Annotated in this window: 23 protein-coding genes and 1 riboswitch; all 23 genes read right to left on the bottom strand. The window is 34.0% G+C overall.

Annotation, left to right across the window (positions count from 1 at the left end):
* Positions 1 to 36: 36 nt before the first annotated feature.
* Positions 37 to 882 (bottom strand): MetQ/NlpA family ABC transporter substrate-binding protein, encoded by an 846-nt coding sequence (locus ACZ446_RS01465; protein ID WP_464393400.1) that lies wholly within the window; start codon positions 880 to 882, stop codon positions 37 to 39.
* Positions 883 to 1,007: 125 nt separating this feature from the next.
* Positions 1,008 to 1,682 (bottom strand): methionine ABC transporter permease, encoded by a 675-nt coding sequence (locus ACZ446_RS01460; protein ID WP_464393399.1) that lies wholly within the window; start codon positions 1,680 to 1,682, stop codon positions 1,008 to 1,010.
* Positions 1,675 to 2,697, bottom strand: coding sequence for a methionine ABC transporter ATP-binding protein (locus ACZ446_RS01455; RefSeq protein WP_464393398.1), 1,023 nt, complete (start codon positions 2,695 to 2,697; stop codon positions 1,675 to 1,677). The genes ACZ446_RS01460 and ACZ446_RS01455 overlap by 8 nt, the downstream gene beginning before the upstream one ends.
* A gap of 89 nt (positions 2,698 to 2,786) precedes the next feature.
* Positions 2,787 to 2,895, bottom strand: a riboswitch (SAM riboswitch).
* 128 nt (positions 2,896 to 3,023) lie between these two features.
* Positions 3,024 to 5,057 carry an ATP-dependent helicase gene (locus tag ACZ446_RS01450; RefSeq protein WP_464393397.1) on the bottom strand — a complete coding sequence of 678 codons (2,034 nt, stop codon included), beginning with the start codon at positions 5,055 to 5,057 and terminating at the stop codon, positions 3,024 to 3,026.
* 156 nt (positions 5,058 to 5,213) lie between these two features.
* Positions 5,214 to 6,164 carry an ABC transporter substrate-binding protein gene (locus ACZ446_RS01445; protein WP_464393396.1) on the bottom strand — a complete coding sequence of 317 codons (951 nt, stop codon included), beginning with the start codon at positions 6,162 to 6,164 and terminating at the stop codon, positions 5,214 to 5,216.
* A gap of 89 nt (positions 6,165 to 6,253) precedes the next feature.
* Positions 6,254 to 6,973: an ABC transporter ATP-binding protein gene (locus ACZ446_RS01440; protein WP_464393395.1), complete on the bottom strand. Its 720-nt coding sequence runs from the start codon at positions 6,971 to 6,973 to the stop codon at positions 6,254 to 6,256.
* Positions 6,939 to 7,730: an ABC transporter permease gene (locus tag ACZ446_RS01435; RefSeq protein WP_464393394.1), complete on the bottom strand. Its 792-nt coding sequence runs from the start codon at positions 7,728 to 7,730 to the stop codon at positions 6,939 to 6,941. The genes ACZ446_RS01440 and ACZ446_RS01435 overlap by 35 nt, the downstream gene beginning before the upstream one ends.
* Before the next feature lie 249 nt (positions 7,731 to 7,979).
* Positions 7,980 to 10,532, bottom strand: coding sequence for an aconitase family protein (locus ACZ446_RS01430; protein ID WP_464393393.1), 2,553 nt, complete (start codon positions 10,530 to 10,532; stop codon positions 7,980 to 7,982).
* 46 nt (positions 10,533 to 10,578) lie between these two features.
* Positions 10,579 to 11,586 carry an isocitrate/isopropylmalate dehydrogenase family protein gene (locus ACZ446_RS01425; RefSeq protein WP_464393392.1) on the bottom strand — a complete coding sequence of 336 codons (1,008 nt, stop codon included), beginning with the start codon at positions 11,584 to 11,586 and terminating at the stop codon, positions 10,579 to 10,581.
* 37 nt (positions 11,587 to 11,623) lie between these two features.
* Positions 11,624 to 12,490: a PHP domain-containing protein gene (locus ACZ446_RS01420; RefSeq protein ID WP_464393391.1), complete on the bottom strand. Its 867-nt coding sequence runs from the start codon at positions 12,488 to 12,490 to the stop codon at positions 11,624 to 11,626.
* Positions 12,491 to 12,653: 163 nt separating this feature from the next.
* Positions 12,654 to 13,412 (bottom strand): YdcF family protein, encoded by a 759-nt coding sequence (locus ACZ446_RS01415; RefSeq protein WP_464393390.1) that lies wholly within the window; start codon positions 13,410 to 13,412, stop codon positions 12,654 to 12,656.
* A gap of 68 nt (positions 13,413 to 13,480) precedes the next feature.
* Positions 13,481 to 14,494, bottom strand: a complete 1,014-nt coding sequence (locus ACZ446_RS01410) for a phosphotransferase (protein ID WP_464393389.1) — start codon at positions 14,492 to 14,494, stop codon at positions 13,481 to 13,483.
* A 14-nt stretch (positions 14,495 to 14,508) separates the two neighbouring features.
* On the bottom strand, positions 14,509 to 15,174 hold the full coding sequence (locus ACZ446_RS01405; RefSeq protein ID WP_464393388.1) for a TIGR04282 family arsenosugar biosynthesis glycosyltransferase: 666 nt from the start codon (positions 15,172 to 15,174) through the stop codon (positions 14,509 to 14,511).
* Between the two features lie 47 nt (positions 15,175 to 15,221).
* A complete protein-coding gene (locus tag ACZ446_RS01400; protein WP_464393387.1) occupies positions 15,222 to 15,914 on the bottom strand; it encodes a TIGR04283 family arsenosugar biosynthesis glycosyltransferase in 693 nt (230 codons plus the stop codon).
* A 178-nt stretch (positions 15,915 to 16,092) separates the two neighbouring features.
* Positions 16,093 to 17,034 (bottom strand): sulfurtransferase, encoded by a 942-nt coding sequence (locus tag ACZ446_RS01395; protein WP_464393386.1) that lies wholly within the window; start codon positions 17,032 to 17,034, stop codon positions 16,093 to 16,095.
* 154 nt (positions 17,035 to 17,188) lie between these two features.
* Positions 17,189 to 18,235, bottom strand: a complete 1,047-nt coding sequence (locus ACZ446_RS01390) for an ABC transporter ATP-binding protein (protein ID WP_464393385.1) — start codon at positions 18,233 to 18,235, stop codon at positions 17,189 to 17,191.
* An 11-nt stretch (positions 18,236 to 18,246) separates the two neighbouring features.
* Positions 18,247 to 19,053, bottom strand: coding sequence for an ABC transporter permease (locus tag ACZ446_RS01385; protein ID WP_464393384.1), 807 nt, complete (start codon positions 19,051 to 19,053; stop codon positions 18,247 to 18,249).
* Positions 19,054 to 19,067: 14 nt separating this feature from the next.
* Positions 19,068 to 19,946 carry an ABC transporter permease gene (locus ACZ446_RS01380; protein ID WP_464393383.1) on the bottom strand — a complete coding sequence of 293 codons (879 nt, stop codon included), beginning with the start codon at positions 19,944 to 19,946 and terminating at the stop codon, positions 19,068 to 19,070.
* 27 nt (positions 19,947 to 19,973) lie between these two features.
* Positions 19,974 to 21,176, bottom strand: coding sequence for an ABC transporter substrate-binding protein (locus ACZ446_RS01375; protein WP_464393382.1), 1,203 nt, complete (start codon positions 21,174 to 21,176; stop codon positions 19,974 to 19,976).
* Positions 21,177 to 21,318: 142 nt separating this feature from the next.
* Positions 21,319 to 23,841 (bottom strand): FAD-dependent oxidoreductase, encoded by a 2,523-nt coding sequence (locus tag ACZ446_RS01370; protein ID WP_464393381.1) that lies wholly within the window; start codon positions 23,839 to 23,841, stop codon positions 21,319 to 21,321.
* Between the two features lie 122 nt (positions 23,842 to 23,963).
* Positions 23,964 to 24,233 carry a sulfurtransferase TusA family protein gene (locus tag ACZ446_RS01365; RefSeq protein ID WP_464393380.1) on the bottom strand — a complete coding sequence of 90 codons (270 nt, stop codon included), beginning with the start codon at positions 24,231 to 24,233 and terminating at the stop codon, positions 23,964 to 23,966.
* A 57-nt stretch (positions 24,234 to 24,290) separates the two neighbouring features.
* Positions 24,291 to 25,565, bottom strand: a complete 1,275-nt coding sequence (locus tag ACZ446_RS01360; protein WP_464393379.1) for a PucR family transcriptional regulator — start codon at positions 25,563 to 25,565, stop codon at positions 24,291 to 24,293.
* Positions 25,555 to 26,469 (bottom strand): nucleoside hydrolase, encoded by a 915-nt coding sequence (locus ACZ446_RS01355; protein ID WP_464393378.1) that lies wholly within the window; start codon positions 26,467 to 26,469, stop codon positions 25,555 to 25,557. Before ACZ446_RS01355 ends, ACZ446_RS01360 begins: the two co-directional genes overlap by 11 nt.
* Positions 26,470 to 26,474: the final 5 nt, after the last annotated feature.

Below are 26,474 nucleotides of genomic sequence, written 5' to 3'. Positions count from 1 at the left end.
ACTTTTTTAAAAAATTTATTTGATTTTTGATTCTAATTAATAAATATAATCGCCGCTTTTTTTGGCATCGGCCGCTTTACCATTATCAACAGGTTCAAATGCTGGAACTACAGCACCTTCATATTCTTCAATAATAAATTCCTCAACTTTTTTAGAATTAATAATTTTTCTTAATACCTTGATTTTTTCACTATCTACATTTTCAGCTTTCACAGCTACAACATTCACATATGGTGAGTCACTGCCCTCGATCACTAATGCATCTTCTAAAGGATTTAAATCGGCCTCAAGCGCATAATTGGTATTAATTACTGCTGCAGCAACATCAGGCAGTACTCTAGGCAGCTGTGCAGCTTCTAATTCTTCAAATTTAAGATTTTTCGGGTTTTCAACAATATCAATTGGTGTAGCACTTAGATTTGTTGGATCCTCTAAAGTAATTATTCCTTCGTTATGGAGTAAGAGTAATGCTCTACCTTCATTTGATGGATCATTTGGTACAGCAATTGAAGCTCCCTCAGGGATTTCCTCAAGACTTGTATATTCTTCAGAATATAAGGCAATTGGCTCAATGTGTACTTTAATAACCGATTTTAAGTTCAAACCACGATCAGAGTTAAACTGATTTAAATAAGGGATATGCTGAAAATAATTAGCATCAATACTGCCGTCATCTAAAGCTAAATTTGGTGTTACATAATCTGTGAACTCTACTATCTCTAATTCAATTCCCTCTGCTGCTAAATCATCTTTTATAAATTCTAATATTTCTGCATGAGGTACAGGAGTAGCTCCCACCTTAAAGACATGATCATCCGCCTGAACAGCACCAGCAAATACAAAAGTCAAAAGAACTAAAACCAAAATTGTTTTCTTTAACATAATTATCTCTCCTCTTCTACTCGTTTGATTTTTATTAAATTAAATCTGATTTTTAGCTTCAGAAATAATTTACAATTATATTTTATATTAACTAAGATTAAAATTTAAAAATAGTAATCACTTTACTAACTTCTGTGGTCATAAAATGAAGCAATCTGATTACCAAAAAATTGAATTAACTGAACCATTATTACAAGTACTACAATTGTCTCCAGCATAATAGGCAGCTGAAAACGCTGGTATCCATAGCGGATAGCGATATCGCCGAGACCACCCCCACCAATTGCTCCTGCCATTGCAGAATAACTAACTAAACTGATAGCAGTCAGTGTTAGCCCCAGGATAATTGCTGGCAGTGATTCTGGCAGTAAGACCTTGAATACAATTTGCAGCGGGCTGGCTCCCATTGACTGAGCTGATTCTACAACCCCATGGTCAATTTCTAAAATTGCATTATCTGTAACTCTTCCCATAAAAGGAATAGCTGCCAGAGATAAGGGAACTACTGCGGCATTTGTACCAATTGAAGTTCCTACAATTAATCTTGTTAAAGGAATTACCGCTACCATTAAAATAATAAATGGAATTGAGCGACCAATATTAATTATTCCATCTAAAACAAAATTTAGAGGCTTATTGGGCAATATATGACCGGGTCTAGTAATAGTTGTTAAAACCCCCAGGGGAATCCCTCCAACTATTGCAAAAAATAGAGACATACCAACCATATATAGGGTTTCTAATAAACCACTGAGCATTAAATCATTATAGCGAGCTAAATCTGTAATAAAATTAAACATCTTCTAACACCTCAACTCTTAAATCCTTACTTCTCAAATAAGCTATACTTTCCTCTATATTTGTTAACTGTCCTTCTAAATCTAAAACTAAAGTTCCAAATGGTACACCCTGAATCTCATCAATATTACCATATAATATATTGGCATCTACTGAATAATGTTTTACCAGGTCAGAGATATGAGGATCATGAGTTGTTTCACCAACAAAAGAAACTCGAATCAATTCTCCCGGTCTTTCTGCTTTAACATGTTTAATAATTCTCTCTGGTAAGTCAAAATCAATAACTGAACTTATAAATTTCTTTGTTAACGGCTGTTGAGGGCTGGAAAAAATATCAATAATTGACCCTTCTTCAATAATCCTTCCAGATTCTAAAACAGCTACTCGATCACAAATATCTTTAATTACACCCATCTCATGTGTGATTAAAATAATTGTTAAATTCATTTCATCTCTAATTTTAGCCAAAAGTTCTAAGACTGATTTAGTACTTTCAGGATCAAGAGATGAGGTTGCTTCATCGGATAATAATAAATCAGGATTGTTTGCTAAAGCTCTGGCAATACCTACTCTCTGCTTCTGGCCGCCTGATAGTTGGGCTGGATAATGATCTGCTCTATCTGATAAACCTACCAGCTCAATAAGTTCTTTTGCTTTTTTTCTTCTCTCTTTTTTCTTAACCCCGGCAATCTCAAGTGGAAAAGCTACATTTCCTAATACAGTGCGAGAAGATAAAAGATTAAAGTGCTGAAAAATCATCCCAATTTTTTGTCTGGCAGCTCTCAAATTTTGGGAGCTTAATTCAGTCAAATCAGTTCCGTTAATATTGATAGTCCCCGCAGTCGGTTTTTCTAAAAGGTTGAGCATTCGGATCAAAGTACTTTTGCCGGCTCCACTTGGTCCTATCATTCCAAATATTTCACCATCAGCAACCTCCAGATTGAGGCCGTTTATTGCCTCTACTTTTCCCTGAGCTGCATGATAATGTTTAGTTAAGTTTTCAATTTTTATCAATAGTAATCACCCTCTATAAATAATAAAACTGCTCCAAATATCAAGAGCAGTTAGAAATGAAAAAAATCCTCATGAGAGGATTCAGTTACCTCTCATCTATCATTCCTTTCCGGAATGCTGGAATTAGCACCTTACTAAAGATTTTAAGTAGGTTGCCGGGTATCTTAGGGCCAGTCCCTCCACCGCTCTTGATGATTTTTATTTTCTTTTTAAGTTATTTAGTAGTTTATCACTCAATTTTAACTCTGTCAAGGATTATTTTTAATTGTTATCAACCTTATGGAAAATTATCTATTTAGCTGATGCCAGTTGATAATTAATTCAGCTTAAATCACTTCTACATTTTTACGCATTTGAATTCCTGAACCACCCTTTTTACTTTCTACACTTGTAAAATCAAGCCTTTGATCAGGAAGCTCATATAAAAACCTGGATGGAATAATCTGCTTATACTGCCCCTGTTCATTTGAAAGTTTTTGTTTAGAAAAAGAAATGAATAATAATTTTTCTGCTCGAGTCATTGCCACATAAAATAATCTCCGCTCTTCTTCAACAGCATATGGGTTTTGACCAGAAGCTTTTTCTTCCAGACTCTTCAGGTGTGGAAAAACTTCTTCTTCAGCTCCTATCACAAAAACCACAGGAAATTCTAATCCTTTAGCAGAGTGAGCTGTCATTACCTTTACTTTTTCCTGATTATCTTCAGTGATATCTTTGTCTGAAATCAATTTATTAATCAATAAATAATCATAAAGACCTCGCCCAGGGTTATTTTTTTGAAAATCAGCCATATTACTTAAAAACATATTCATATATTTTTTTCGACTTTCAGAATCATCTAATTCTGCCAGAACATTTTGATCAAAGTCTATTCTTTCATATAATTCCACTGCTTTTTTGTGCATCGGCAGTTTTTCTTCACGCAAATCATGGATACTGTCAATAACCCGACGCTGAAATTCAATAATATTTGCTGCTTTATTATTGCCAATTCCTTTGACAAGAGTAGGGCTTTCAAAAACATCTGTAATCTTCATTCTGTTTTCACGTGCATATTTATTTATTTCACTTAACAAGATTTCTCCGACTCCATGAACTTCAATTCTAAATAATCTTTTTAAAGCAAGACGATCATTTGGATTAACCAGCAATTTAAGGTAATTAACAAAATAACGGATTTCCTGGCGGTCAAAAAAACTAACTCCGCCTACAAGTTGATGTGGAATTCTAAATTTGGGCAGCTGATTTTGCAGCTGTATAGACTGAAAATGACTTCTACACAATACTGCAATATCACTCAGCTTATAATTATAAAAATCTACTAGATTGTTTATTCTCTTACAGACATACTTAGCTTCAACCAAAGGGCTTTCTGCACCAGCAATAAAAATTGGGGCTCCATCATCTGCTTTTGTCCAAGCTTCTTTGACTTTATTCTGCTTATTATTGTTTATTAACTGATTCGAGGCAGAAATAATATTATTTGAACTTCTATAGTTTCTTTCAAGTTTTATTACTTCGGCCTCCGGATAATCATGCTCAAATTCTAAAATATTACTGATATCAGCTCCGCGAAAGCCATAAATTCCTTGCCAATCATCGCCTACCACAAAAATATTATTTTGGGGTCTGGCTAACAAAGAAATCAAATGGTATTGAGAATGATTAACATCCTGATATTCATCAACCTGAATATATTTAAATTGATTCTGATATTTTTCTAAAATCTCTACATCAGATTCTAAAAGTTCTATTGTCTTTTTAATCAAATCATTAAAGTCAAAACAATTATTGTTTGTTAAAACTCTTTCGTATTCTCTATAAATTCTGCTTACAATTTGATAAAAATGCTTGGAACCCTGGTTGTTTTTCTGTGCATATTTTTCTGTTAAATCATTCGAAATTACCAGTTCCATTTTTGCTTTAGATATTATATTAAAGATCATTTTTGGATCATACTCAGTCTCTTCTAAGCCAAATTCAAAAATAATATCTTCTATTATTGCAATTGAATCAGCTGTATCATAAATTAAACAACCTTCAGAACGGTTAACTTTTTTTAAGTTATCTCTAAGTATTTTTAAACAAATACTGTGAAAAGTACCCAAATTCATCTCATCTATAATCTCAGATCCAATTAGTTTACTAATTTTAGCTTTCATGTCATCTGCAGCTCTATTAGTAAATGTAACTGTTAAAATATTTTCTGGGCTCACACCTGCAGCAATCAAATTTGCTGTTCTATAAGTTAAAGTTCTGGTTTTACCACTTCCTGCACCTGCAAGTACCAGCACCGGACCCTTTAAAGTTTGAGCTGCCAGCTTCTGTTTTTTATTTAAATCGTCTAATAAATGGCTCATTCTAATCTCCTTCTATTGTCAGAATTTTTGCTTGAAAAAGCAAATAAAGCTGTCAGCCAATTAAAATACTTAATCAGCAGACAGCTAATATTTATGATGCAGCAATTTCTAATTATATATAATTTTTATTCAAAAAACAAGCTTTGATTTAGTGAATTATTCTACAATTAAACTCTCGATTTCAATTGATTCTGAAAGCATTCCATTTTCGAGTAGAAAAGCCTGCGTTTTTTGCAATTCATTAATATCTGATTCTGTGATTTCAGGATTAAAGTCGTACCAAGAATACATCTGCTTAACATCGTCTTTAGAAATTCCTGTCTCTTCCGCCACTATCGAAAAAGTTTCTCCTGGATTATCTTCCATGAATTTTAAACTTTTCTGATGAACTTTGAGATAACGCTCAACAACTTCTGGATGTTGGTCTAAAAACTCACCACTTACGGCTATTACAATTGTTGCATCTAGAAGGCCCTCACCACTTTCGATAATATGAGCTCCATTTTCTAAAGCTTGAGGCACAGCCGGTCCAGCAACTAGTGCAGCATCCGCACTCCCTGTTAAAAGAGCAGAAATCCCTCTGGAAATCCCTAAATTAACAAATTCAAGGTCATTTAGATCTAAATCATTTTCTACCAGTGAAGCCAAAAGCAGCTGGTGTAAAATAGTTCCTTTTGGTCCCACAACTTTTTTACCTTTAAGATCAGCAGTAGTTTGAATATTAGGATCTTTAGCCATAATATTAAAAGCTTTTGGGGCCCGACTGTAAGTTCCAATCATCTTAATATCAACTCCATTTGCTGCAGCTAAAATTAAAGAAGTCCCTCCTAGAGCATTGCAAAAATCTAAAGAACCTGCAGCAACAGCCTGTGTCATCTTAGAACCTTGTGTAATCTCTGGAAAGCTGACCTCTATTCCATCTGGATTAAACTCTTTTTCAAATAATTCATTTTCTTTTTCGATTATTGAAGGAACATTTAAAGGTAGTTTAACATAAGAAATAGCTACTTTTTCTGGCTTTGAAGCCAAAAGAGTTGTTGTTCCTGCTGAAAAAATAAAAATAGTAATTAAAATAATTGTTAAGATATTCATCATTTTTCTTTTCATTAAAATCATTCTCCTTTTTTATTTAAAATAATCATAAATCAATTTTGGCCTGCTGTGATTCTGATAAATTTTATTCAAATCTAACTTTATTAAGCTTTAAGTTCAGATAATATTTGATCTTTTAACTCAATATATTTTTCTTTATTTCCAGAAAAACTAAATTCATTTTCTAAATTAAACTGCTCAATAACTTCTCCTGAATCCATTACTAAAACTTGATCACCTAAAAAAATTGCTTCATCAATATCATGAGTAACAAAAATAACTGTTTTATCATTTTCTGAAAATATATTTTTCAATTCCTTCTGCAGCTTGTATCTATTGAAGGCATCAAGAGATCCTAGAGGTTCATCCATTAAAATCAAATCTGATTCAAAAATCAAAGCTCTTCCTAAAGCAGTTCTTTGGGCCATCCCTCCAGAAATTTGGTCAGGATAAGCATCCCTAAATTCCTTTAAACCCAGAAGCTGCAGCTGTTCTTCAACTTTTGGTTGAATTTTATCTCTTTTTATCCTGTTTTTTAAAGGGAAAATAATATTTTCTGCAACTGTTAACCAGGGCATCAACCTTGCTTCTTGAAAAACTAGAGAACTCCTTATTTTATCTGTTCCTGATATCTGGCCTGAACTAGCTGTTTCAAGCCCTGCTATTATTCTGAGAAAGGTACTTTTACCACAGCCACTTCTCCCAACTATTGTTGTAAAACTTCCAGTATCTATCTCTAAGTTTATATTATTTAAGGCCCTGATTTCTCGACCTTCAATCTTATATTTTTTAGTTAAATTTTTGATTTGAATAATTGATTTCATTATCTTTCCCTCCAGAATGTATTAATTTTTGAGTAAATTTGAAAAAGAAATAATCAATTAAATAACCAAAAATACCAATTGTAAAAACACCGACAATTATAATATCAGGCCGAGAAAGCTGTTCAGCATCAATTATCATATAACCTATTCCAGCTGAGGCAGCGATTAATTCTGCTCCAATTAGAGAGCGCCAACTGTAACCTAATGCTATCTGCATCCCCACAATAATTGAAGGTACAGCCTGGGGTAAAATAATTCGATAAAAAATTTCCCATTTACTTAGGCCAAATATTTCCCCAACTTCTTTTAACTTTGGATCACAGCTGCTGATTCCACTAAGAGTGTTTAAAAAAACTGGGAAAAAGGCAGCAAGAATTATAACTGTTATTTTGGGCTCTTCTCCTATTCCCAGCCATAAAATCAAAATTGGAATTAAAGCAATAGGAGGAATGTGACGAATAAATTCTAAGGTTGGAGTAACATAATCTTTCAGCCAATCGTTTAAGGCAATTAAAAGTGCAAGTGAAAATGCAGCAGTAAAGGTTAGGCTGAATCCTATAAATACTCTATAAAAACTCACTAATAAATGTTTGAAAAGCAATCCATTTTTAAGTAACCCTAAAAGAGTTTTCAATACTCTAGTCGGAGACGGAAGGATATAAGAATTAAAAAATCCAGATTCACTTCCTAAGTACCAGCAGATTAAAATTAATAATGGCAAAATCAAAGCTTTAATCTTTTTGTCTTTTGGTTTCACTCAACCCCTCCTTTACTATTAGTGAAATTTATAATTTGTTCTCAAAAAAATAATCCCTATCTTGACATAGATAGGGATTATAAATATCATTTAATAAAGTTTCTCTTAATTCAGCCTACTATTACTAAAATAGAAAGCCTTATCTCAAGCTGACTTTTTTAATCCCTCAAATCGGATTTTTAAATCCCATTTTTCAGGTTATATAATTTTTAATTGGAAATAATTGGTCGCGCAGCCGGAAGGTGCACGTTATTTATACAGTTTAAAATACTCTTCTTTACTTGGAATATGACCAAGTACAGCCACACATCCAGCTACCTGGGCACTACCAAGATAAGTTCGAGAATCAGATGGTCCAATCCGCGATTGATAGTTACGGGTTGTAGTGGTAAAAGCTGTAGCTCCAGATCCAATCCGCCTTTTATTTCCCATACAAAGTCCACAACCAGGCATAATTACTGTTGCTCCAGCATGGGTAAGTTTAGCCATAGTTCCATCAACAATTAATTCTTCATAAATATCACGTGAAGCAGGACCAACAACTACATTAACATCCTGTGGAATCTGATGACCTGCAATTATTTCTGCTGCTTCTTTAATACTTTTTAAATCTCCACCCACACAGCTGCCGATATAAACCTCATCAATCTTTTCTCCCTGAACCTCGCTTATAGGAGCAACATTATCGGGATGATGTGGTTTAGCAACTAGTGGTTCAGAAAGTTCTTCTAATGGAATTTCAATTTCTGCTGCATATTCTGCATCTGCATCAGCTTCAAATAATACTGGATCTTCTAAGTATTTTTCTATCGCTTTTATTGTGTTTTTAACAGATGGAGAAGAATCAGCATCAGGTCTAGCTTTTAGATACTCCAGATTCCCTTTTATAGTTTCAATAGTCAGCTCATCAGAGGGGACTACTCCTGCTGAAGCACTTCGTTCTGCTACAGCATTTGTGAGAATATAGCGTTCATCTGAAGATAAAAAGTCCACACCTTCCATCTCTATAATTCTTCCATTATAAACATCTTTACCTACAGTTTTATCTGCATAAATCACCAGAGCAGAAACTAAATCACGTGCAGTTATACCAGCAGGTGGTTGACCTGTAAATTTAACTTTAACAGATTCGTCCATAGTTAAATCCTGCTTGCCATATTTCATAACTCCAGCCACAATATCTGAGGCAGCTGGAAAAGAAACTCCCCGTGGAGTTCTTGTGTGGGAATCTCCACCAACAATCACATCAGTTGGCAGTACAAAACGATTACCAATCGTATGAATTATACCTTCACCAGTCTGCAGGCAAACTCCTCCTCGCTCAGTCACAAAATCATGCAAAAATTTATGGGTATCCCTTTCTGCGCTTGAAGGACACTCTCCAGTATGGCAGAGTGACTGTACAACAAATTCTGCACCAAAGTCCCCACCTGCCATTGACTGATATTCATCCATAGTCATTGGACCAGTTGTATCCTGAGAAAAAGCCCCTCTCATCTTCACCTGAGCAGTTTCTCCAGGCAAAATTGTATCTTTTCCATCAAGCCTATTATAAGCTACTATCTTCTGAGCCAGAGTTTGAGCTGGTTTAGAATCTTCTTTGACAACATTTTCTTCAGCAGGAGTTTTAACATCTCCAGTCTTAATACCATTGTCGCGGCAGTAAGCAAGAGCCATAGTCTGAAGTTCGTTTGCTGCATCAAAATAAGTCATGCCTCCAGCAGCGATCTTCTTCAGTTTATAATCAATTGGTAATTTTATTTCAAGTTCTAAATTATCATTAACAAATAGCTTTTTTTCTTCAAGATTTACTTTAAGCTTATCTCCTTCTTCAATCTCAGATGTATCTGCTTCCAGAGGTAAAATTCCGGAGGCAACCAGTGATTCTTTAAATATGGGTGCAAAACTTTTGGCGATTACAACTCCACCTTTTTTCTTTTCTGGCTCCCCTTTTACAGGTTCCCCTAAAAGCTGCTGCATAGTATAAGTAGCAGATTTTCTTGAAGATCCTTCACCAAGTGCTTTACCAGCTGTGAAAAATACATTAGAACAGTCTGCTTTAAGCTCATTTAATCTTCCCCAAAGGTTTTCTTCATCATCACGACCATCCATTACAAATTGAGCATGACGAGGTTGGTCTGTACGGCTGTTAGCATTTTTAGAAGGGCTTAAGTGGCCGGTCGTAATATTATCACCGACTCTTAAAGATACACCATTATATTCAGGCTTAAGTTCCCAGTTTTCAGCAAAATCTCTGTAAGACCAGCTTAACATTAACTCATCAATTTTCTTTTTGAAATATGGATTCTCTGCTGCAAGTTCTACTAATTTCTCAAAATCAGATTTTGTTACTAGTACTGTATCTTTTAAAATTTCAGTAATCTGATCTCGATAGATTTCTTTAGCAAATAAATCAATAAGTCGAGAAGTTGCTGCCCCACCTTTCATATCTGCCAGCAGCTTTAAAGCTTCATCTGAGCTTAAATATTGATTTTCTTCATCTCTAATTGCGGCTTCTTTAATCACTTGAGCCAGGCCTTCAGCCTTAACATGTGAAGCGGGAAATGTCCCTCTCTTAACCTCCTGAGAAATCAAACGCAAAAGTAATTCATCAAGTCTTTCCTGCTTAAATATTTTAAATTCTTCAGATTCTAAACCATCTAATTTTAACCCAGCAAAAAGACAATCTACTTCTTCTGCTTCTAAGGGTCTGGGATCAAGTCCATAAGCATTTTTTCTGGCCGCTGCTTTTTCCTTATATCTATTTAAACAACTAATTAATTTTCCCTTTTCAGCTTTCATTTACTAATCTCTCCTCTCTTATCTTAAAAATATAAGCTTATATTAATTATAATTCGGAAATTATAGCTTCTGTTATTTGATCAGTGGAAGCACTGCCCCCTAAATCTCCAGTCAAAACTTTTCCTTCATTCAAAACAAAAGAAACTGCATTTTCTATTTTATCTGCAGCCTCAGTTTCTCCAAGATGCCTCAGCATTAGAACTGAAGAAAACAAAAGGGCTACCGGATTTGCTTTGTTTTGACCTGCAATATCTGGAGCACTACCGTGAACCGCTTCAAAAACAGCTATTTCATCACCTAGATTCATCCCTGGAGCTAAGCCTAAGCCACCAATTAAACCTGCTCCTAAATCAGAAACAATATCTCCATAAAGATTAGGCATAACTAGAACATCGTATTGTTCCGGATACTGCACCATCTGCATGCACATATTATCAACAATCTTATCATCAAATTCAATTTCTGGATTTGTCTTTTTATATTTTTCAGCAACTTTGCGTGCTTCTTCTAAAAATAAACCATCACTAAATTTTAAAATGTTAGCCTTATGCACAGCTGTAACTTTTTTTCGACCTTCACGAACTGCATATTCAAAAGCTCTCTCTGTAATTTTCCGTGATGCTTTACGGGTAATAATTTTTATACTTTCTGCTGCTTCATCACCGACATAATGTTCAATACCCACATAAAGTCCTTCTGTATTTTCTCTAAAAACTACCATGTCTATATTTTCATCTTTGGCAAATTTTTTAGCATGTACTTTTAATGGTCTAACATTCGCATATAAATTCAATTCTTTTCTTATTGCAACATTAACGCTGCGAAACCCACTGCCTACCGGTGTTGTAATTGGTCCCTTTAAAGCTATTTTATTTTTTCTGATTGACTCAAAAACTTTTTCCGGAAGCGGAGTTCCATATTTATCCATCACTCCAGCTCCCGCTTCTACCTTATCCCAATTAATCTTTACACCCACAGCCTCAATGATTTTAGCTACAGCCTCTGAAATTTCAGGTCCAATTCCATCTCCAGCAATCATCGTTACATTATGCATTCTCTTTACTCACTACTCCTTTTAATATTTTTAGTTATTATAGCATAGAATGGGTATGTTTTTCCAGTTGATCATATTCTTCCTGACTCATTCCTTTATCACCAGGCATAATTCCAGGAGAATTTTCTCCATGATAATCAGAACCACCTGTAATTAGAAGACCCAATTCTTCTGCAATTTTCTTGTATTTTTTTGTTACTTTTTGATTATGTTTTGTTTGATAAACTTCAACACCTTTAAGACCAACATCTTTTAGCCGAGAAATCTCTTTTTTATCAAGAGCTTTACCATGATTAATTATATGAGGATGAGCGATAACCGGTATTCCACCAGCTTTTAAAATCACTTCTATTGCTTCAGCTGGTAATACATTTTTCTTTTCAACATAAGCTTTTCCTCCACCTGCAATAAATTCCTCAGTAAAAGCCTCCCCAATATCATTGATATAACCTTTTTCAATCATTGCTCTCGCTATATGTGGTCTTCCCAGGCTAACTCCTGTAGCATATTTTTTTACATCTTTAAAATCTAAGGGATAACCCATTTCAGTTAATTTTTCAATCATTTTATGAGTTCTTTCTACTCTAGAATCTAAAATCGCCTCTGTTAATCCAAGCAGTGCATCATTTTCTAGATCAACAAAATAACCTAAGATATGATATTCTGCCTCTCCTCTATAAGTAGATATTTCTATCCCTGAAATAACTTTTAAGCCTTTTTCCTTTCCTAACTGCTGTGCTTTTTTAACATTAGTTACATTATCATGATCAGTAACAGCAATTATCTTCAAACCTAAATCTATACATGTCTCTACTAATTCTGCTGGAGTTGAAGCTCCATCAGATGCAGTTGTATGCATATGAAGATCAATTTTCTTTCTTTCCTTAAATATATCTTTAGCCATAAAATATCAAGCTCCTTAAGAGTAATTTTTAACATAAATTTACTTAAAAAGAGATTTTAATACTCAATACTCTTTAATTTTAAATACCCTCTCTAAGATACATTTATAGTTTATCAGAAAATGTTTAAAATAACATTAAATATTATACATTAATTAAATTAATTTAAATTCGTCCCCGAATATAATACCAGACAAGACCAATCCATTCATGCAGTGCCGATAAAGTTGCGCTTAAAGCACTTCGATTTGGCAGATAATCTAACCAGCTAAACTGATGGTCATAGATAAATCCTGAGTGAACTATTAAAAAATCGATATTTTGAGCTTTAAAAACTGCCGCTGAACGTAAAATATGATAGGCTGAACTCACTAAATATACTTTTTTTATTTCATTATCCTTAATCCATTTTTTTAAATAAACGGCATTTTCAAAGGTTGTTTGAGCACGATTTTCACTAATATAATAACTTTCATCCATCCCTATTGAAGTTAAAAACTCTAGAGCAGCTTCTGCCTCTGAAATTTTTTGCTGACCAATAGCGATCCCCCCTGAATAAATCAAAGGTGTCTCTAATTTGCGATGCAGCTGATATCCTTTTACTAGTCGCTGCAGACTATGAACAGAGGGTTCTGCTTTCTCAGAAGAATAATAATTCAAACCGCCACCAAGAACAACAATTGGATGTTTGGCAAAGGCAGTAACCGAATTTCTCTCGGCATAATTTTCTAGAGGATGGAGTAAAAGTTGGACTCCAAAAGCTGTTGATAGAAAAAAACAAAGTAAAAGAGCTAGCACAGCAGTAATTTTAATTATAGTTGATTTTGTTTTTTTGAATAAATAAATAGTTAATATTAAAAACAAAAAAACAAAAAGTCCTGGCGGCATAATCAAAGAAGCAATTATTTTTTCTAATGCTAGCATAAAACCCTCCTTAAAAAACCCCGCAGACGCGGGGTTATATTAATCATAAGATTTATCTTTAAAACTTATTAATTAAGACCTGGAAAAAGCATTTCTAAGAAATCTATTTTTAAATAGCTGTCCATTGTTTCAAAAGTATCCTGATTCTTTATTTCACGCTCAGTGCTCTGATATTCAACCCAGGCCATTGCTGACCAGGAAATACCCCGCATTGCAGAAAATTTATTAAATAAATGAAGAGCCGATTTAACTTCATGGTATTGAGAATCCATCCCTCTTGCTTTAAGGTAATGATGCAAAAACTCTTCTTCCTCTCCCTGGTTAAAAATAAAATTTGTTTTCCAGAGAGTAGTTGTTGGAACCATAAAATGACTCAAATCCTGAAGTGGAGTTGTAATTAATGGTTTTTCCCAGTCTACTAAATAAGCAAGTTTGAATTTATCGTCAATAATAAAATTATTAGAATTCACTTCGGTATTTACTACTGCAGCTGGAAAAAGATCCATCAGTTCCGACTCTTTTCCTTTCTTTTTAAACATCTCTGCTTTCATTTTTATTAAAAATCTTTTAATCTCAGGTACTGCTAGTTTTGAATTGAAATATTGCTCGAGCAGTGTCTCACATTCATCCCAAATTGCAGTTAAAGGTTTTTCTTCCCTGATCAATCTCTCTGCTTTCGAACTATCTAATTTATGTATTTTCGCAAAGACCTCAGCGGCAGTTTTTAAATCTTTTTGATAATCTAAGTGACGTCCTGGTAGATATTCCATCATTAATAAACCATAATCAATTTTTTCTTGAGAGTTATCAAGATAAAATGGTCTTGGTGTTACTCCAGATGGTGCCAGTGTTTGAAGAGCAGAAAATTCATAACCAATTTGATCATCAAGATGCATCTGGCTGCCCAAATTGACCCTAAGTACATATTTTTCTTCATCATCTTTAATCAAATAATTTATATTATACTCTCCCTGAGCTAAAAATTCTAATTTAGCTCTCCTACTAATTCCAGTTGCATGCATGAAATCTCTTTCTCTAATATAACTTTTTAATTTTTGCTTTAAGTCTTCCTGAAAAGACATAGATTCGCCTCCATTTATTCATAATTAAATATTTTTTCAATTACAGCCTTAGTATTTTTAGGATAATTTAAATTAACTTCACGCTTAATCAGTTCAGATCTCAGCTGCAGTAATTCCTTAAAAGTATCAATATCTGAAGCCTCCGGCAAAAAATGAATTTTTAAATTGTGTCTGCTTGCTTCTTTAATTGTTTGCTGGAGAACATTGCTATTACCCCAGTTTCCAGAGTTAAAAAGAAATTTTTGAGGTTTTTTCATTCCAATCAGATAATAGCCACCATCAGCTGATGGTCCGATCACCAAATCTCGCTCTTTTAAACCTGCAAAAGCCTCAGTGAAAATTTCAATATCCAATAGTGGAAGATCAGAACCAATAATAATTACAGGCAAATCACTTAGCTGATACGCATCATTCAGAGCGTTATACATTTTTTCTCCTAAATCAGAGCCAGTTTGTGGAATTCGAGTAAAATCACTGCTGATAAACCCCGCAAACGAAGTTTCCTCTTTGCCAGGAGTAAAACTTAAATATAGATCAATTCTATTGTTTTCTTTTTTTAGATTTAAAAATTTAGTATTAATATCTTTTAAAAATGCTTTATGCAGTTCAGCACATTCTTCTTTTTTTAAATGACTTTCAAGCCTTGTCTTTGTTTTGCCGGGGATCGGTGCTCTACTCATTAATATTACTGCAGCCTGCAAAATAATCTCCTCCTATTATAAATTGACTAACGAGCATCACGGTATATTTTTTTAAGTTTTTGAGGACTATATCCCAATTTATATAATAATTTTATTTTATGCATTAAAAGAATTGTTTTTAAAACCCCAGCTTCTTCCCAACGCCTGGCTGAAGTGTAAATTTTTTTATCTAAGAAAATTAGTGATCCAGCATTTGTCATTTTTTTTGAGAACTCCCAGTCTTCCATCAATTCTATTTCTGGAAATCCTCCTAAATGCTGAAAGTAATCATTTTTTATAAAAATACCCTGGTCACCAAAAATTAAATTTAGATATTTAGCTCTAAGATTAGACGACCAGCTGATAAACTTCAAAAGAGGGTGTTCTGATTTAATTTTTAAAGTAAAACAACCACCAATTTTTTCTTCCTGCTTCGCCATTGCTTTAACCAAAGCTGATAAAGAGCCTTTTTCTAAAGTGGAATCGGCATGCAAAAATAATAAAATTGGTGCAGATGCTGTTTCAGCACCCCTATTCAGCTGCAAACCGCGACTTGCTTTTTTAGAATTAACTACCTCTGCCCCTTTTGCTGCAGCTATTTCTCTAGTATTATCAGTGCTGTCAGCATCTGAAATAATTACTTCTGTTTGCACATCTTCTTGATCTATAAAGTCAATAAGACTCCCAATATTTTTCTCTTCATTTAGGGTGGGAATAATAACTGCCAATTCAAATTCCATAATTTTAATTTTCCGCCTTTCAAATAAATAAAACTTGTTTCTATTATAGCATAATTTTACTAAATCATAAAATAACTTTGCTTTTCTAAGTTAAAAAAAGAGAGAGGTTGCCCTCTCCCTTAAATAATCTCTTAAAGTGATCAATATTTTTTAACCTCTATTTATTTATTGATATGTCTTACTCACCATTTTCTACTTCTAATTCTTCTGTAGCACTCCACTCAATCCAGGAACCATCATAGTTTTGAACTTTTGCATCTACACCTAATAACTGGGTTAAAACAAATGTAGTATGTGAAGATCTAACAGCTGACTGACAATAAGGAACTATAACTTCTTTACCCTCAATTGCTTCACCATAAACTTCTCTCAACTCTGCAGCTGATTTAAATGTTAAATCATCATTTAACGCTTCAGTCCACTCAATCCAAACACTACCAGGAATACAACCTTTTCTTTCAGCACCACTTTTTAGCTGTTCTCCAGTATGTTCCTCTTCAGATCTTGTATCTAAAATTAAAGCATTATCATTATCAATTGCTTCTTGAACGTCTTCTGTGGTTGCTAACATTGAGAAGTCAAATTCAGACTCATCAAAACTGTAATTAGTTTCGTCATAACTACTTGGGAAAACACTTGTGTCCATATCTAAAGCCTTCCATCTTTCTAAACCACCATCAAGCAGTCTAACTTTATCATGCCCATACATGGTTAAAATCCACCACATTCTAGATGCATCATAGTCACCCTTTGCATCATAAATAACAACTAAATCATCTTCTGCAATTCCTTTTTCACTAAGCATTGCAGCCATCTGTTCTGGATTTGCTCTCATACCGCCAAATTCAGCATCTGGATTTTCCTGGTCAGAACGCCAAACATTTGTTGCTCCAGGAATATGACCTGTCATATACATAGCCATATTACGGAAATCTACAATCTTAACATCTTCTCTGTCCATTATTTCTGATAATTCAGCTGCACTAATTAAAACATCAGGATTAGCATAACCTCTATCCTCAATTGGTACAAATTCTGCTGCCGCCATCAGGGAAAAACTAAGAATCATAACTACAACTAGTGATGCAATTAACAAACTGTTCCTTTTACTTTTTAACAAAATAATTCCCTCCCGTGATTTAATAATGTTTTATATTTCACAATACAATTATATAGTTAAATATATCACATTGTCATCAGGGGTAAAGAATAAAAAAATCATATTTTTTTGTTGTTATCAAACAAAGAAAGGCCCAAAAGGGCCTTATTGATAATCATTCCTCTAAATAAGCTGCTTTATCAAGTGGAATATGCAAAAAAACTTCTTCTCCCGCTTGATAATTGCTTAAGTTATAATCAATCACTCTTAATGATTTTTTTAATTTCTTGGCTTCTACCTTATAATAAATTCTTTCACCTGCATAACTTCTTTTAATTATTTTGGCCTTTAAAACCATTAAATCTGATTCCGAATCCTCTTTTTTACTTAAGTGTAAAAATTCTGGTCTGATCATCACCAGCTTCTTTTCAGCTTTATTTTTATCTTCTTGAATATTATCCTGGCAGTCAGGATAGAATTTATCTTTTATTTTACAGCCACTAATATAATTTGCCTGACCAAAGAAGTCCGCAACATATTTATTGACAGGACTTCGGTACAATTCTTCTGGTGTACCAATCTGCTCCAGGTTTCCATCTTTCATAACTGCAATTCTATCTGCTACAAGTAAAGCTTCTTCCCGATCATGGGTAACAAAAATTGTAGTCATATTCTCTTCCTCGTGAATTTTACGAATCAGTTCCCTCATCTCTTCCCGCAAATTGGCATCAAGATTTGATATTGGCTCATCTAAAAGCAGCACCTTAGGGTTAATGGCTAAGGCTCTAGCCAGTGCAATCCTCTGCTGCTGTCCACCTGATAATTCATTGGGCATTCGTTTTTGGTGTCCAGAAAGATTTACAAGTTCTAAAAGTTCTTCTACTCTTTCTTCTCTTATTTTTCTATCTACACCTGCCATTTTCAAACCAAAAGCTATATTATCTTCAATATTTAAATGGGGAAAAAGAAGATTTTCCTGAAACACTAAAACAGCCCCTCTTTTTTCTGTTGGAAGATCTATTACAGATTTTCCGTCTAACTTAATATCACCTTCATCAGCTGCTAAAAGACCAGAAATCAATTTCAAAGTCGTTGTTTTTCCACAGCCTGAAGGGCCTAAAAGCGCTACCATTTCTTCTGATTCCACTTCTAAATTCAAATTATTTAATACATCTTTTTGATCAAATTTTTTGCTTAAATTACTAATAGTAATTCTTGACATATCATGGCTCCTTAAATATAAAAATGATCTGTTTTTTGTTCAGGATTAACTAAAACTCTTTCCATCAATAGGGTAAATATTAAGGCTGAAACAATAAAAACAAGACTGTAAACTGCTGCCAACATTCTGTCACCACTATTAACTAATGGAAACAAAAGCATAGTAAAGGTTATAATTCGGCCACCACCAATTAAAAATGTAAGTAAGTACTGACTAAAAGAAATTATAAAAACTAAAATACCAGCTGAAAAAAGGCCTGGTGATATTAAAGGTAGAGTAACGTGTATAAAACGCTGAATAGGACCCGCACCTAACACTCTCGCCTGAGCTTCAAATTTATCACCTAATCCTTCAAAGGTATGAGTCATTATCCTAATCGAATAGGGTAAAGTTGGAATTAAGTGAACAAGAATTACTCCAATTAGTTTATCTGCCAAACCCAATAGCATAAAATTAATATGAATCCCCATTGTAACGGCTAAGGGAGGAACAATTAAGGGAGCTAAAACTAAAATTTTTACTGCACCTTTGCCTGGAAAGTTATACAGCCCCATTGCCTTACCTGCTGGGATGCTTATAGCAAGAGTGATAAAGGTAACTGCAGCACCTATAATCACAGAAGTTGCCAGTGATTCTAAAGCCCCGTTTGCTGGATCAATAAAATATCTCCAGCCTTCTAAAGTAAAACTCTCTGCAAATAAGTTTGGCCAGGGCCACTGACCAGAAAAAGCCCAAAGAATTAAGATTAGTAAAGGAAAAGCAAATAAAAAAGTTAAGGCATATATTAAAATTTTTCTATAAATTTCTCTTTCAAACATATTATCTCTCCTACCTAATCTATATGATAGCGGCTGATTAATGATAGTATTTTACGATAAATAATAATTAAAATAACAGTAATCATGGTCAGTGACATTGCAATTACCATTGTGTATGGTCTTTGCGTTAAATCCAGACTGATGTAATTTTTATAAGCTAAAACGGATAGTGTTTGAGGGTAAGTTGGTCCCAGCAAATATGGGATTTCAAATGAACCAAGTGAAAAAGCAAAAATAATAATAAAAGCTGAAGCTATACTTGGGGCTGTCAGCGGTAAATAAATTTCTCTAAACACCTGTGAATCTGAAGCTCCAAGATTTTTAGCAGCTGCCTCAAAAGAGCCATTGATTTGTTTTAGAACTGTATAAACCATTAAAACAACGAATGGTATCTGCTTCCACAGATAGGCCGCAATTATGCCAAAACCATTTTTATCAAAAACAAGTCTCGGAAACTGTGCTATTTCATCGATCATTCCCAGGTGATAAGCAAAACGTGAAAGGATTCCGCTCTGAGTTAAAATCAAAAAAATCATCAACGAAGCAATAATATGAGGAACAATTATCGGCAGTTTATACAAAAAGTTAATTACCTTATTTTCATTTTTCATTTTTAAAAGCTGATAAGCAAAAAAAACTCCAATTACTGTTGTTAAAATCGCTGACACAAATGAAATAAATAAACTAAAAGCTAAAGAGTGGAGAAATTCTCTACTGCTCCAAACTTCCAGATAATATTTTAATGTGAGATCTTCCAAACCTAAAACAGGAAAATAGCCCAGGCTCTGAGAGAGGCCCAAAATAACCCCTCCCAGAAATAATAGCAAAAGAACTATTAAAGCCGGACTTAATAATAAATATGGATACCATTTGTTAAAACGGAATTTGAACATAATTATCCTTCCTAAATAAGACTAAATTTAACGAGCAACTTCTTCAGACCAAATTTCCTCAATGATTGGAACCCATTTTGCAGGAATCTCTGGCACTCGATGTGCTTCAAGCTCTTCAATTGGAAGTGTAGCTTCTCCTAAATCAAGATTTTCAAATTTATTTTTCTGTTCTTCACTTAATTTTTCTGTATCTAATACTGTAAAATCTCCCCAATTGGCAGGAATCATTTTATCATACTGGGCTTCAAAACTCAAAAGAAAGTTAGCAGTTACCAGAGCAGCTTCTTTCTGAGGTGCATTGAATGGAATCGCCAAAAAGTGGGTATTAGAAATCGTTCCTTCTTCAAGAACAAAAGAACGAGAACTTTCCGGGAAGTTCCCCTTTTCAATTTCTCCAGCAGCTTTAGTTGGATGATATCCCATTGTCATCCAAACTTCACCATCTGCATATAAATTATCCAGCTGAGCCTGAGTTGCAGGATAGCTTTCTCCTTCTCGCCAGAGATAAGGCTCAATCTCTTTTAAATACTCCACAGCTGGCTGAATTGTTTCCTTAAAATCAGATTCTTTCATATCATAAAATTGTTCATAACCTCCACAGGTATTATAAATAACATGTCTAACAAAAGCAGAACTTGTAAAATCAGGTAGAGCTGCATAAGTAAATTTACCTGGATTATTTTTAATCCACTTAGTTAGAGCCTCAAAGTCAACTGGAGCTTCAGTTTTTGCTGAATCATAGATGAAAGTAAATTGAGCTTTACCATATGGAGCTTCATAACCTTCAGTTGGATAACCAAAATCATGAGTCACACTTTCAGAATCTTTATCAATATACCTGTTAAAGTTAGGCAGTTTATTAACAAAGGGTCCAAAAAGCAGTTCATTTTCTTTTGCTATTTTAAAGTTTTCTCCATTAATCCAGAGTAAATCAATACTTCCAGTTTTTCTCCCAATTTGTTTTTCGCCTAAAAGTTTATTTAAATAGTCATCAGGACCCATCGGAACACGATGTAGATGTATATTATATTTCTCCTTGAGATTTTCGGCAACAAAGGTATCTACCCAGTTATTAGTTCTTCTATCTCCACCATACATATAAAAATTAACTGTTTCGCCCTCTGCTTCATTTAAAATTTCATCCCAACTTTTTTCTAAAATTTCTGCTGCAGCAGCTGGTAAAGAAAAAATTAAAAGACCCGCAACTAACATTACTATTATTTTTTTCATTATTATCCTCCTGATAATTTTTAAAATTTGCTGAACTTTACCTTTCATAATAGAAAGATGCCTGTTTAAAGGCATCCTTCAGTTTAATTAAATATATATTTTTAATAATTATCCACTAATTTAACCATAGTTAGTAGATTTTTTATTTAACCTTGGATACTTTTCTTTTGGTCTGCCAGCGGTTGAACCACTGCTTAAGTGGATTATCATTTCCATTTGCCCCTTCTTTCCACTGGTCAGAGAAAATGAACTCCAATAAGTGATAAGCAGGTTTATCGACCATAGTCATTGATTCACGACAGGCAGCACAGTAAGTTATCATCTCTTTATCAGTCTCACTGGCTCTGCGTTTCATTATATTAGTTGCTAAATCAGGATTTGCAGGGACAACCATACCTCCAAAACCACAGCAGCGGGTATTTTCACGAATATGCTCTAGTTCCTGAATTTCTAAACCTAAATCAGCAGCTATTTCACGCACCTGATCATGTAAATCTGTAAAATGTCTTCCAGTACAGGAATCGTGAATTGACATCACTTTACCTGCAGCAACATTTTTTCTATCTTCAGGAATTCCGTGTTCTGCAATAACACTATAAAGTGTTCTAACTTCGATGTCATCTGGTAGTGCATTCATCAGGTTATGAGTACAGTCTGCACAGGCTGTGATTAACTCTTTCGCACCTGTTTTTTCAATTTCTGCAACTAATTCATCAATCATTTTTTCGAATTTGTCTGTTTCACCCAACATATTTGTTGGAGCTGCACAGCATCTTAATAAAAATCCAGTTCCCGGCATAACATCTTTTAAATACTTATAAGTATTTGTTACAACTTCCGGTGAATAAGAAGATAAACTACAGCCAGGGAAAAATAATCTCTCTGTTTTTTCAACAGCTGGATCTTTTTTAGTCAGAGTAAACATTCCTGATTTACCAAGCGGCTGATGGAATTTAGTTATTGGATTATGATCCTTTAACGGTCCTTCTCCATCCTGATAGTAATCTCTTCTTATTTCTAAGAATATATCTGCTAATTCAAAGTCCTTCGGACAGTGAACTGTACAGGTTTCACATAAATTACAGTAATAAGGGATATCAATGCTGCCATAAGGTGCATCTAAAATTTCCTGAAGCATTTCTTTTGGATGTTCTGTGTATTCATCCAGAAATTCACACTCTTTAACACACAATTTACATTCACAGGTTAGACATCTTTCAGCTTCTTCTAAAGCCTGCTCTTCAGAAAATCCTAATTCTACCTCATCAAAATTACCCTTTCTATCCTCAATTGGCATCATTCTCATGCCAACTCTTTCTCTTTTCGGCTCATCTTCTTCTATTTCAGTTTCAAGCCAGGTTTCAAAAGGTCCTTCCTGTTCACGATTTTCATAAAGATCTTCACCTTTAAGAAAACGGTCAATTGAAATTGCTGCCTTACGTCCATGTGCCATTGCTTCTACAGCAAGCAGCGGACGTCCTGCAACATCTCCTCCTGCAAATATATTATCTTTTTGAGTCTGTAAAGTTACAGGATCAACCTTGATTTTGTTTCCTCTAGACTTATTAACTTTTTCTTCTGAAACAAAATCAGTTTCAGCACTCTGACCAATTGCCATAATTACATTATCAGCTTCAAGCACCATGTTGTTATCTTCATCATAACAAGGATTGAAATTACCTTCAGCATCAAAAACTCTATCACATTTTTTTACTCTTATCTGCTCTAATTTACCATTGCTGCCTTCGAAACGCATAGGACCCCAGCTGCAGTGAACATTGATTCCTTCTTCAATTGCATCTTCAACTTCCCAGCTGTGAGCAGGCATCTCGTCCTTAGACTCCAGACAGACAATATGAATATCTTCTGCTCCGAGCCTCCAAACTGTCCGTGCAACATCCATGGCAACATTACCACCACCGACAACTACAACTTTTTTGCCGATTTCAACATCCTGACCCAAGCCAGCTTTGCGTAAAATATCGGTTCCTGGTAAAATACCATCCAAATCTGATCCTTCTAGCGGAAGCATAATACTCTTATGTGCTCCTGCAGCAATAAATACAGAATCATAATTATTTTCTAACTCAGCAAAAGAAACATCTTCTCCTACTTTAGTATTTAATTTAGTTTCAACACCAAGCTTTTCTAGAATGCTGTATTCTTCATCAATTACATCAACTGGTAATCTATATGAAGGTATACCAACTCTCAGCATTCCTCCTACTTCAGGTAAAGCTTCGTAAACAACAACTTCATGACCTTTTTTAGCCAATTCAAAAGCAGCTGTGGCTCCTGCAGGTCCAGCACCAACAACGGCAATCTTTTTGCCTGTTGGACTTTCTTTAGATAAATCCCATTTTACTGGGTCATCATAATCAGCAGCAAAACGCTTCAAGTTTTTTATAGATAAAGCTGATTCTAACTCATTTCTCTTACACTCTTCCTCACAGGGATGAGCACAAACTCTACCTAAAACCCCTGGAAAAATTGTGTTCTCTCTAATAGTTTCAATTGCCTGTTCATATTTACCCTCTTTTATCTCATTGATATAAGTCTTTGGGTCTATATGTAATGGACAGGTCGCGGAACAATAAGCAGGTGCATCTCCCATACAATCTTCAATAACTTCATTAATTTTTTCAAGTAACTTTTCTGAAAACAAAAAAGTGACCCCCTCTCAAATTTTAAAACAAAAAATATATAAACTTTGTGATATTTTTAGCAACTATCAATATTATATAATTGTATAGGAGTTTTGTCTTTAGATTCACAAACAAATTTTATCTATTCTTTTTGTTCTTTAAGCACAACTTCTTCTTTTTGCTGTTTTTTTTGGATCTTTTTGATATATATTTTCCATTCTAAATAAGGTGTCTCTTCCACTTCTACCTGATATCCTTTCTTCCTGCCCCATTCTGGAACAGCATTTAAAGCACAATTATGGTCAATCTCTACACACAACTGATCACCAAACTGAAGTTTTCTTAACTTTTTTTCAGCTTTTATTAAGGGTAAAGGACAGGGATCACCGATGCAGTCAATGATAATAGTCATAATAAAACCTCCATTTGATAACATGTTAACAAAGTTTCTTAAAGAAAATCTAGATAATTAAATATCTAGATCATCTTCTAAAATATATTTACAAATTTTATAGGCAGCAAGAAGATTAAGCTGTACTTCTTGATCCTGTAAATCGATTCCTAAAATTTCTTTAATTCTTTTAACTCGATAACTCATAGTATTCGGATGAATGAACAATCGTTTAGCTGCCTGCTGAATACTACCTCCTTCTTCTAAATAAACGCCAAGGGTATCCAACCATTCTGTACTGTTACCTTTATCATATTCTATTAGTTTTGCTAAATATTCTATGGTAAATTCCTTCAGCTCATCCTGGTTCAGCTTCCACAAAAGACGCATTATTCCAAGTTGATTATACCGATAAATTACATTTTTTCTTTCAGTTGCTTTTAAGAAATCAAGTACATATGAGGCCTGCTGATAACTTTCAGATATCTGAGAGACTTCTTTAACATAAGTGCCTGCTCCAATATTAAAATAGAATTTGTCTATCTTTTTATCAAGCTCTTTTTTTACAAGCTCAATATCATCATTATTAACCTCAGCTTCTGTCTCATAATTAATTAACAGCACAATATTTCTATCATAAGAAAACAAAATATATTTTCGTGCTACCTCTTTTTTTAATACAGAATGAAGTTTCTGCATAACTCTTTCCTTAATTTCATAAAAATAATATGCATCATCTGTAGATAGATTTTTTTCCGGATTAATAGAAAATAAATACAGCTGATAATTCAAATTTAAATCCCAATTTGCTAATTCTGCTCTTTGAATAATCTCAGATTTGTCCTCAATCCTGTTTTTTAATATGTCTTCAATTAGTTCACTGCTGCATTTCTGAGCCAGCTCAGAAACAAGTTCATTCTGATGAAGCTTAACAGCAAGCGAATTAGCAACAACAATTAATATTCTGTATTCATATTCACCTAAATCTTGGTAGTTAATAACAGTTAAAATCCCTACTTTATCTTCTTTACCCATATCAAGTTGAAGTTCTTTATATTCTTTACCCTGCCACTGGTACTGATATTCAAAAATTTCGACTCGACAGCATTTAAAAGCTGTATCCTTACGTATTAATTCTCTTTCTTTTATATAATCCTTAAATTGACTGTCTCTTTTTATTTTTGGATCTGCATAAATTATATCATCCTGAAATCTATCATATATATATACATCTGTACCTAAATTTTTATTTAGAACTGAAGCAAAGGTTCTAAGCCCGGCATCAGTTAAAAGATCGTCTGTCAGCTGATGTTGTATATAAAACAAATCTTGAAGCTCATCTTTATTCAGCATCTTCATACCCTTCCGGTGTAATATCTATTTTATCCCAGGCTGCAAATACAATATCCTTAAATCTTTTGGTATCAAGTATAGTCGAAGGTAAATTAATAATTCCAGCGTCCTGCAGCCTGCCATCTGCTTTATCTGTTTTAATCTCTCCAGTTTTTAACTCTTCAACACTGGAAAAGAATTTTCTTTTATTATATGGAAAAATTTCAGGAGCTGTCATATATACCACAGCAACAACATCCCACATATAAAAACCTGTTAATCCAATCATTTCAGAAGAATATTCATACCAATGATTAATTTTATCTTTAATATAAGCTCTAACTGCTTTATTTTTAGACCTGTTAACTCTTCTCCATGACTTTTCACCAAAACGAGCTGCTAGACATAGGTTACCTGACATTAATGCAACAGGAACCTCAGCCTTTAAAACCTTTTCAGCAGCTTCTGGATCACAGCTGAAATTAAGCTCATCAATAGTCTCATCACCAAACTGTAGAGGCTCAGTAACCCCACCCATAATAATTATTTCTTTTAAATTTCCAAAAAAGTTATTGTCTATCTTCCAGGCGGCATACAGATTAGAAAGAGGTCCAATAGCAATTAAAGTAATTTCATTTTTGTTTTCTGCTGCAGTTTTCGCTAAATATTCAGCCGCTTCAGTATCATAATCACCGGCTTCAACAGCACCTCTAAAATGCTTTATTTTATCCTTTAACTTAAAGTCACTTAACATCTTTTCTGTAGTGCTATAAGTATCTTCTAAAGTACTATTTCCAAAAACACTGGTAACAGCCATTAAATCAATGTCTTCGCGGCCTAATAAAAATAAGAATGCCAGACCATCATCAACATCTTTTTCCTCTAACCCAATTGTATTATCGCAATCTAAGATTACTTTTTTCATATTAT

Source organism: Halanaerobium sehlinense (genome assembly GCF_055379485.1).
Note: the sequence above shows the minus strand (reverse complement) of the source record. Positions and strands in the feature narration are given on the sequence as shown.